Origin of the sequence: Tumebacillus sp. BK434 (assembly GCF_004340785.1) — a bacterium.
GTDB lineage: Bacteria > Bacillota > Bacilli > Tumebacillales > Tumebacillaceae > Tumebacillus_A.
Map to the genome: position 1 here is coordinate 254,550 of NZ_SLXS01000001.1, position 10,819 is coordinate 265,368.

General features: G+C 62.1%; 1 protein-coding gene. It reads left to right on the forward strand.

The genetic code is table 11. The features are described 5' to 3' along the window. The first annotated feature begins 431 nt into the window (after window positions 1-431). Complete coding sequence (locus EV586_RS01190; RefSeq protein WP_165898140.1) at window positions 432-10,790, forward strand: non-ribosomal peptide synthetase; 10,359 nt, start codon at window positions 432-434, stop codon at window positions 10,788-10,790. Window positions 10,791-10,819 lie beyond the last annotated feature (29 nt).

Sequence of the window (10,819 nt, forward strand, 5' to 3'; positions counted from 1 at the left end):
GCCGCGGGCGCGGTCTTGCCCACGATGGTGCAGCCGACTTTTTGATAGAAGTATAAAACACAAAAATAGCACATGACCTGCGCCACAGGTCATGTGCCCATCACAAGGAAGGAAGTGTGCAACCACTCCAAGAGGTAGGTTGGCGGGGAGAAACGCGCGAGAGGGAACTCAACTCGTTATGCTCGAGCCCGCCAACCGTAACCGCCTATTACAGATACGCAGGGTGTGACGGTTTTCTGACGTGTTTTTGAAGAAAATATTAATGAAATATTTTCCTGCATGAGCTTCGGTTTGTCATTTCTATTTATACATATATTTAACACTTTCAAGCCCTCACAAAGGAAGAATCGTGTTCATGTCGTAATCATCTTTAAGATATGGAATTATATTCACTTAGCTCTTTATACCTTTTGGAAGCAGGTGTCAGATCGATGACCGATCTTGAACTTTGGTATGACGAAACGATCGAGGATATCGAAATGCCGCTCTCGTTTGCGCAAGAGCATGTGTGGCAAAGCGGCCAGATTCATTCGGGTTCGCCGCTCTTCAACATCTCGCTGGTGATCCGTCTTGGCGGCAAATTGAATGTGCGAGCGTTGGAAGCCGGCTATCATGAGCTGATCGCCCGCCATGAAACGTTGCGCACGGTGTTTGGTACGCGCGACGGCGAGCCGGTGCAGGTGATCAAGGAAGCGAAACGGCTTCCCCTGCACCGGCAGGACATTCAAGGGGCGGCAGATGTGGAAGCGGAAATGCACAAGGTCGTTTTGGCAGAGCGTTCCCGCCCGTTCGATCTGGAAAAAGGGCCGTTGATTCGTCTCTTGCTGCTTCAGACAGGGACGGAAGAGCATGTGCTGGTGCTGACGATGCACCAGATCATCTCGGACGCTTGGTCGATGGGCGTATTCATGCAGGAGATCAGCGCGCTGTATCAGGCGTTCGCGACGGGAGGGCCGGTGCCACTGGCGGAACTGGACATTCAGTACGCCGACTACGCAGGCTGGCAGCGGGATGCGCTGCAGGACGGGGTGTGGAACGAGAGCTTGGCCTACTGGCGGCAGCAGTTGGGCGGGGAGCTGAGCGTGCTCCGGCTGCCGACCGACCGTCCGCGCCAGGCGGTGCAGACGCAACGCGGGCGGTCGGTCGATTTTGCGCTGCCGCATGGAGTCCATGACAGGCTGATCTCCTTCGGTCAGCGTGAAGGTGCCACTGCCTATATGATCTATCTGGCCGCGTTTCAAGTTCTGCTCAGCCGCTACACCGGGCAAACCGATCTGCTGGTCGGTTCGCCGGTCGCCGGACGCAACCGCAAGCAGTTGGAGCAGTTGATCGGTTTTTTTGTCAACACCCTCGTCATGCGCACCGACGCCTCGGGCGACCCTGCGTTTGCCGAGCTGCTGCAGCGGGTCAAGCGGACGGCGCTCGATGCGTTCGCCCATCAGGACGTCCCGTTTGCGAGGCTGGCGGAAGACGTGCAGACGGAGCGGAAACCGGGCCAGTTGCCGCTGGTTCCCGTGATGTTTTCACTGTTTAACACGCCTTCGCGCCATGTGCAAGTGGAAGGGATCAAGTTCGAACAGCTCGTCGTCGGCGGTGAGCAGGCCCAGTTTGAATTGACCTTGAACCTGCAGGAAAACGCAGACGGTGTTTCCGGGCAATTCGAATACAACGCCGATCTGTTTGACGAAGCGACGATCTCGCGGATGAGCGAACATTTTCGGCAACTGCTTCGCGCGATCGCCGACCAGCCCTATACGAAGATCTCGTCGCTGCCGCTGTTGACGCAGCGCGAGGGATACCGGCTGCTGGTCGAGTGGAACCGCACGGAGGCGGAGGTGCCTGCTTTGCCAGTGCATGCGCTCTTTGAACAGCAGGCGGAACGGACGCCGGGGCAGTCGGCGATCGTGTTTGCGGACGAGCGCGTTTCCTATCGCGAACTGAACGAGCGGGCAAACCGCTTGGCACGCCATTTGCAAAAAATCGGCATCGGCGCCGGGCAACTGGTCGGGCTGGCGATGGAGCGCTCGGTGGAACTCTATGTGGCGATGATCGCCATTTTAAAGGCGGGCGGCGCTTATGTGCCTTTGGATACGTCGTATCCGGCAGAACGGCTGACCTACATGCTGGCTGACACAGGCATCAGCGTGCTGGTGAGCGTGCAGCGTCTGGCCGGGCTGTTGCCGCCGCATGAGGCGCAGGTAGTCTGTTTGGATGAGCTGCAACTCGGCCCGGACATCGCAGCGGACAACCTTCCGCTCCTCGCCGGCCCGGACAGCGTCGCGTACGTGATGTATACGTCGGGGACGACGGGGCGGCCGAAGGGCGTCTTGACGCCGCATCGCGGGATCGTGCGCTTCGTCTGGGGCGAGACGGCGGCAATGCCGTATCGGGCAGACGATGTGGCGTTCCAATACGCGCCGATCGCGTTTGACGGATCTACGTTGGAGATCTGGGGGGCACTGCTGAACGGGGCGACGCTTTCTGTATTTCCGCCGCATCAAGCTTCTGTGGAGGAGATCGGACAGGCGGTGCAGGCGCATGGCGTGACGGCGCTGTTTTTGACGGCGGGGCTGTTTCATCAGATCGTCGATGTCTATCCTGACGGTCTGCGCGGTCTGCGCCTGCTCGCGTCGGGCGGCGATACGATCTCTGCGCCGCATGTAAAAAAGGTGGTCGGGGAGCTCGGCATTCGATTTCGCAATCTATACGGACCGACCGAAGCCACAACGGTCGCCACAGCCTGCGACGTGCAATCGGTGGACAAGATCGGCGCGAACCTGTCGATTGGACGGCCGATCGCCAACACCACCGTCTATGTGCTGGACGGCCGCATGCAGCCGGTGCCGATCGGGGTAGCAGGGGAACTGCACGTCGGCGGGGAAGGGCTGGCGCTTGGATATTTAAATCGCCCGGAGCTGACGGAGGAGAAATTTGTGCGCAGCCCGTTTCGGCCGGGGGAGCGCCTGTATAAAACGGGCGACCTGGTGCGCTGGCTGCCGAACGGCACGCTGGAATTCATCGGCCGCATCGACAAGCAGGTGAAAATTCGCGGCTTCCGCATCGAACCCGCCGAAATCGAAGCGGTGCTGGACCAGCATCCGTCCGTTGCGCGCTCGGTGGTGACGGCGCGGGAAGATGTGCCGGGGCTGAAGCGCCTCGTCGCCTATGTGATCCTTGAAAAGCGGGTTAACGGTGGGGACATTCGCGCCTATCTGCAGGCCAAACTGCCGGACTACATGGTGCCGAGCGCCATACTCGCGCTGGATGAATTTCCGCTCACCGTCACTCAAAAAGTCGACTACCGCGCGCTGCCCGCCCCGGAAGGACGCCTTGAGCAAGCGGGCGCGTATGTTGCGCCGCGCAATGAGGCGGAAGCGAAGGTGGCCGCGCTTTTTGCCGAACTGCTCGGCGTGAAGCAAGTCGGCGCGCACGACCATTTCTTCGAGCTGGGCGGCCATTCGCTGCTCGCCGGACGTCTGGTGTCCCGCATCCGCCACGCGTTTGCGGCCGAACTGCCGTTGCGGGAACTGTTTAAACATCCGACCGTCGCAGGGCTGGCCAAGCTGGTGACGGAAGACAAGCTGGGCATCCCGGCCGTGTCGTTGCCTCCGTTGCTCAAAGCGGAGCGCGGAGCTGCCATCCCGGTCTCTTACGCCCAACAGCGCCTGCTGTTTCTCGACCAGTTGACGCCGGGCAGCAGCGCGTACAACATGCCGTCCGCTTTGCGGCTGCACGGCGTGCTCGATGTCCTCGCGGTGCGGCAAAGCTTTCAGGAGCTGGTGCGCCGCCATGAGTCGCTGCGCACCACCTTCCAAGAGGTGGAGGAGCAGGCGGTGCAAGTGATCGCACCGCAGCTGGAACTGGATGTGCCCCTGATCAACTTGTCCGCGCACCCGGAGCGTGAGGCAGAGCTGAAACGGCTGGCAGAAGCAGACGCAACCGCGCCGTTCAACCTGCAGCAAGGGCCGCTGTTGCGCGCAGCGCTGGTGCGTCTGGACCGCAAGGAGCACGCGCTGCTCGTCAACATGCACCATCTCATCGCCGACGGCTGGTCGAGGAGCGTGTTCATCCGCGAGTTCGCCGCGCTGTATCGTGCGTTTGCAGAGCAAAAGCCTTCACCGCTCAGCGAACTGCCTGTGCAGTTTGCCGATTATGCACTCTGGCAGCGGGGCTGGATGCAGGGCGAGGTGTTGCGCGAACAGCTGGAGTATTGGAGATCGAAGCTCAGCGGTGACCTCCCCGTTTTGGAGCTGCCCACCGACCTCTCTCCTGTTGAGAATCAGGACCGCGGCCAGAGCGGGAAGGAGGTCGTCTTCCTCTCACCAAGCCTGACGCAGCAGTTGAAGAAGCTGAGTGTAGACGCGGGGGCGTCCCCGTTCATGACCCTGCTGGCCGTTTTCAACATGCTGCTGGCTCGCCTGACCGGTCAAGTCGACATCATCGTCGGCACTCCGGTCGCCGGGCGCAGTCAGGTCGAAACGGAAGGGTTGATCGGCCTGCTGCTCAATACGCTCGCCTTGCGCACCGACCTGTCCGGCGCACCGACCTTTCGCGAACTGCTCGACCGCGTGCGCAAAACGGTATTGGAAGCGTTTGCCCGTCAGGAAGTGCCGTTTGAAAAGATCGTGGAAGAGATTCAGCCCGACCGCAACTTAAACCGCAACCCGGTGTTCGATGTCATGGTCAACTTTCTCAACACGCCGCAAAGCGATCTGTCACTTCCGGGGCTGACCATCACAGGGCTGGACGGAGGAGAGGAACCGGCGTCCAAATTCATGATGACCTTGTACATCTCCGAGCAGGATGAGCAGTTATGCCTGCAACTGGTCTATCGGTCGGCGCTGTTTTCCGGGGAGCGGATGCAGGTGCTCATGGAGCAGTTCCACTCGCTTCTGGAGCAAGTAACCTCAAATGCGGACCGTGCGGTGAATGCGTATCCGCTGCTCACCTCATCGTCCCGCGCCCTGTTGCCCGACCCGACCTCTCCGATCTCCGAACCGCAGTATCCGTCTGTTGGCGAGCTGTTTGCAAATTGGGCAACACACGCGCCGCAACATCCCGCGGTGCTGCAAGGGGAGCGGACTTGGACGTATCAGGAACTGCTGGAACGTGCGGCCGAACTGGCACGCGTGTTGGTGGCCGACGGCGTGCAGCGAGGAGATCCGGTAGCGATCATCGGCACGCGCAGCTTCGGTTTTGTCGCCGCCATGCTCGGCGTGCTGAACAGCGGCGGCGTGCTCGTGCCGGTCGACGCGTATCTCCCTGCGCAGCGCCGGCAGGTGATGGTCGAGCAGTCGGGTGCGCGGCGCCTGCTGCTCGTCGGTGCAGAGGGGGAAGATCTGCCCGAGCTTGACGCGATCCGCCTCGATCCGCTGACAGGCCGGGTTTTGGAAAGATCGGCCCCGACCGACACGGAGCTGCCGGAGCTGGCCCCGAACGATCCGGCCTACATCTTCTTCACCTCAGGCACGACCGGCCTGCCCAAAGGAGTTCTGGGCACGCACAAAGGGCTCAGCCACTTCCTCGCCTGGCAGCGCAGCACGTTTGACATCGGGCCAAGCGACCGGGTGGCGCAACTGATCCATCTGTCCTTTGACGCCGTGCTGCGCGACGTGTTTCTGCCGCTGACCAGCGGGGCGACGCTTTGCCTGCCCGACGTGACGGACGATCTCAGCGGCGATGCGATCCTCCCATGGCTGGAGCGCACAGGCGTCACCGTCCTGCACACTGTGCCCTCGGTCGCACAGGCGTGGGCGACCGATCACCCGGACGGCATCAGCTTGCGCGCCCTGCGCCATCTGTTCCTCGCAGGCGAGCCTTTGACCGATGTGCTGGTCAACCGGCTGCGCGGCGCATTCCCGGAGCTGGGGGAGATCATCAATCTCTACGGCCCGACGGAAACGACGATGGTCAAATGCTGGTATGTCGTGCCGGAACGGCCGCTTGCCGGCATCCAACCGGCCGGACATCCGTTCCCGGAGACGCAAGCGCTCGTCTTGAATGCGGCGGGGCAGCTCGCCGGGGTTGGCGAGCAGGGCGAGATCGTCCTGCGTACGTCGTTTCGCACGCTCGGGTATGTCAATGCGCCGACCGAGAACCAAAATTTCAAGCCCAACCCGTTCCGTCCGCATGACACCTCCGACCTGCTCTATTTCACCGGCGACAAAGGGCGCTACCGCCCGGATGGCAGCCTGGAGATTCTCGGCCGCGTCGACGATCAAGTCAAAGTGCGCGGCGTGCGGGTACAGCTGCAGGAAGTGTCGGCCGTGCTCCTGCGCCACGAAGCGGTCGATGCCTGTGCCGTGATCGACTGGAAAGACGAGAATGGCCAGACACAACTCGCCGCCTACAGCGTGTTAAAACCGGGTCATGACGCGGCCGCCGAGGATCTGCGCGCTCACCTCCAGCGCCATCTGCACGCCGCGATGGTGCCGGGCGTGTATCAGTTCCTCGACGAGCTGCCGCGCCTCGCAAACGGAAAAGTCAACCGCAAAGCATTGCCGAAGCCGGATCGCTCAGGCGGCACGAAGGTGGCTTTTGTTGCCCCGCGCACCCCTGTTGAGGAAAAATTGGCCGGGTTGTTCTCCGAGGTGCTCAAGGTGGAGCGAGTGGGCATCCACGACGACTTTTTCACCCTCGGCGGGCACTCCCTGCTGGCGGCTCAATTGATGTCCCGCATCCGTCGCGGGCTGCAGGCGGAGTTGCCCTTGCGCCTGCTGTTTGAACGATCGACCGTCGCGGCGCTCTCCGCGGTCGTTGGGGAGCAGCAGGCCCTTACGACGTCCGCACCGCCCTTGATCGCAGCCGGTGCTGTACGCGGCGGGACGCGCCCGGCCTCCTATGCGCAACAGCGGCTGTGGTTCCTCGATCAATTGTCGCCGGGAAGCAACGCGTACAACATGCCGCGGGCGATGTTACTGCACGGCAAACTCGATCAGGCGGCGGTGTTCCGCACGTTCCGCGAGATCGTTCGCCGTCATGAAGCGCTGCGCACCACATTCCGTGTCGAAGGCGAGCATGTGCTGCAAGTGATCGCCTCCCGATTGGAACTTGATGTGCAGGTACTCGATCTCTCTGCCGCGGAGGAGCGCGCGGAGCGGTTGCACCTCGTGGCGGAGGAAGAGTCGCTGCGTCCGTTTGACTTGGCAGCAGGGCCGCTGCTTCGCGTCACCCTCGTCCGCATGGCGGAGCAGGAGCATGCGCTGCTGTTCAACATGCACCACATCATCTCCGATGCCTGGTCGCATGGCGTGCTGAGCACCGAGTTTGCCTCCCTCTACGCCGCCTATTCGCAAGGCTTGCCTTCACCGCTTGCGGAACTGCCGGTACAGTTCGCCGACTATTCATACTGGCAGCGGGAGTGGCTGCAAGGGGAGACGCTCGCGCAGCAGCTTGCTTATTGGAAAACGAAGCTGGGCGGCGACCTTCCCGTGCTGGAACTGCCGATGGATCGTGCTTCCGAAGAAAGCCAGGACAGCCGGAGCGCCGCCTGCACGATGCGGCTGCCCAAAGAGCTGTCGCAAGGGCTCAAGTCGTTGAGCCTGCAAGAGCGGGCGACTCCGTATATGACCTTGCTCACCGCGTTTCAAACGCTGCTCGCACGACTCTCCGGGCAGGAAGACATCATCGTCGGGGCGCCGATCGCCAACCGGAGCCAGGTGGAGACGGAAGGGCTGATCGGCCTGTTCGTCAACACGCTCGCGCTGCGCACCGACCTGTCCGGGGCACCCACGTTCCGCGAACTGCTCGGCCGTGTGCGCGAAACCACGCTGGAAGCGTATGCCTGCCAAGACGTGCCGTTTGAAAAGATCGTGCAAGAGATCCAGCCGGAGCGCAGCTTGAGCCGCAACCCGGTGTTCGACGTTATGGTGAACTATGTGAACACGCCGGACAGCGGTGACTTGTCGCTGCCGGGGCTGACGATTTCAGAATTCCGCACGGAACGCGAGCGGGCTTCCAAGTTCCTGATGACCTTGTATATCGCCGAGCAGGGGGAGGAACTGCTGCTCAAACTGGTGTACCAGTCGGAACGGTTTTCCCCCGAGCGCATGGCTGTGTTCATGGGGCAGTACGAAAGCATTTTGACACAGGTGCTGGCCGATGCAGACCGCGCTATCGGCGCTTACACGCTGTGCATCAAAGACGCGAATCAGCTCCCCGATCCGCAAGCGGCGCTGGCGAGCCCGTCATATCCGTTTGTCCGCGAGCTTTTTGAGAAATGGGCATTCGACATGCCGGACCAACCGGCCGTGCAGCAAGGTGGACGCCAGTGGTCGTATGGTGAACTGCGCGAACAGGCGCATGAGCTCGCCTGCGAACTGGTGGTCAAGGGCGTACGCAGTGGCGAAGCGGTCGCCGTGGCCGGGACGCGCAGTTACGGGATCGTGGTTACGATGCTGGCTGTGCTGTTCAGCGGCGGCGTTCTGGTTCCGGTGGACAGTCAATTGCCGCTCAACCGTCAACGTGTCATGGTGGAGCAGTCGCACGCGCGGCATCTGCTGCTCGTCAGTGAAAATGAGATGCATCACGAATGGCAGGAGCTGTTCCCGACCTTTGATCTTTTGCAGATCGATCCACACACGGGCCGGGCATTGCACCAAATCGCCCCGGCTGGCGTCGTGCTGCCGGAGCTGTCCCCGGACGACCCGGCCTACATTTTCTTCACATCTGGCACCACCGGTCTGCCCAAAGGGGTCTTGGGTACCCACAAAGGGCTCAATCACTTCCTCGCCTGGCAGCGCAGCACGTTTGACATCGGGCCAATCGACCGCGTGGCGCAGTTGATCCACTTGTCGTTCGATGCGGTGCTGCGCGACGTGTTCCTGCCGCTGACCAGCGGAGCGACGCTCTGTCTGCCGGAGGTAACAGACAACCTTGGCGGTGATGTCATTCTGCCATGGCTGGAGCGGACAGGCGTCACCGTCCTGCACACCGTGCCGTCTGTCGCGCAGGCATGGACGACAGACGTTCCGCCGAACGTCGCCTTGCGCTCCCTGCGCCATCTGTTCCTCGCCGGTGAGCCTTTGACCGACGTGCTGGTCAACCGTCTGCGCAGCGCGTTCCCGAAGCTGGGGGAGATCATCAATCTCTACGGCCCGACGGAAACGACGATGGTCAAATGCTGGTATGTCGTGCCGGAACGGCCGCTGTCCGGCATCCAACCGGCCGGACATCCGTTCCCGGAGACGCAAGCGCTCGTCCTGAATGCGGCGGGGCAGCTCGCCGGGATCGGCGAACCGGGCGAGATCGTCCTGCGCACGCCGTTCCGCACGCTCGGCTATGTCAATGCGCCGACCGAGAACCAAAATTTCAAGCCCAATCCGTTCCGTCCGCATGACGCGTCCGACCTGCTCTATTACACCGGCGACAAAGGGCGCTACCGCCCGGATGGCAGCTTGGAGATTCTCGGCCGCGTGGACGATCAGGTCAAAGTGCGCGGCGTGCGGGTACAACTGCAGGAAGTGTCGGCCGTGCTCCTGCGCCACGAAGCGGTCGATGCCTGTGCGGTGATCGACTGGAAAGACGAGAGCGGCCAGACACAGCTCGCCGCCTACAGCGTGTTAAAAGCGGGCCTTGACGCGACTGCCGAAGACTTGCGCGACCATCTGGAGCGCCATCTGCCGGTGGCGATGGTGCCGGGTGTGTATCAGTTCCTCGACGAGCTGCCGCGCCTCGCAAACGGAAAGGTCAATCGAAAAGCCCTGCCGAAGCCGGAGCGCGGGCTCGGAGCTTCCGACCGCTATGTGGCGCCGCGCACGGCGGTTGAGCAAACATTGGCCGACATCTTCTGTGAAGTGCTTCAGTTGGAACAGGTCGGCGTGCATGACAACTTCTTCACTCTCGGCGGTCACTCATTGCTCGCCGTCCGGCTGATCGCGCAGATCGAACGTCGCTGCGGGCACAAGCTGCCTTTGTCTGCGCTCTTCCGCGAAGGGACGATCGGCCGTCTGGCTGCGCGTATGCACCAGGACGGGCAGGAGTTGCCCGCCTCGCCGCTCGTCACGATCCAACCGGGTCTGCCGGGCACGGCAGAGCGGCCATTGTTCCTCGTCCACCCGGTCGGCGGCAGCGTGTTCGCCTATCGCAGCCTCGCCTGCGAACTGGGCGAGGAGCAACCGGTGTACGGCTTGCAGGCGCGGGGGGTCGATGATGAGCGAGAACCGCTGGCGACGATGGAGGAGATGGCGGCCGAGTACGTGGCAGCCATCCGCACCGTGCAGCCAGCCGGACCCTATCGTCTCGGCGGCTGGTCGCTGGGCGGCTCGATCGCCTTCGAGATGGCCGGCCAACTGCGCAGCATGGGAGAGACGGTCGAACTGCTCGCCTTGATCGACTCGCGGTCGCCGCTGGACCCCGATCGGGGTGAGCTGACCGAACACGACCTGCTCCTCGCCTTCGCCGGCGACCTTGCGGGACAGCACGGGCTTGACCTCCAAGCGCTGTCGCAGGCGGAGCTGTCCTTGAACGAAGGGGCGCTGTCCGTGCTCCTCGACTTGGCCCGCGAGCATCAGGTGCTGGGGGCAGACCTCGAACTCGGGGACTTGCAACGCCTGCTCAACGTCTTCCGTAGCAATTATGCGGCGTTGCATCGCTACACCCCCGTGCACAAGGTGGAGCATCTGCTGCTGATCCAGGCGCATCATGACGATGCCGGTTGGCGCGAACTCGTGGCGCAAGTGGAGATACACCGTCTTGGCGACGATCACTTTACGCTCCTCCAACACCCGCTCGTTCAAGAACTTGCCAGCATTTTGAAAGATCACCTGCACAGCAGCAAGCACGGGATCTAACCCCCACTTTTCTGGACGACCTTAACTCG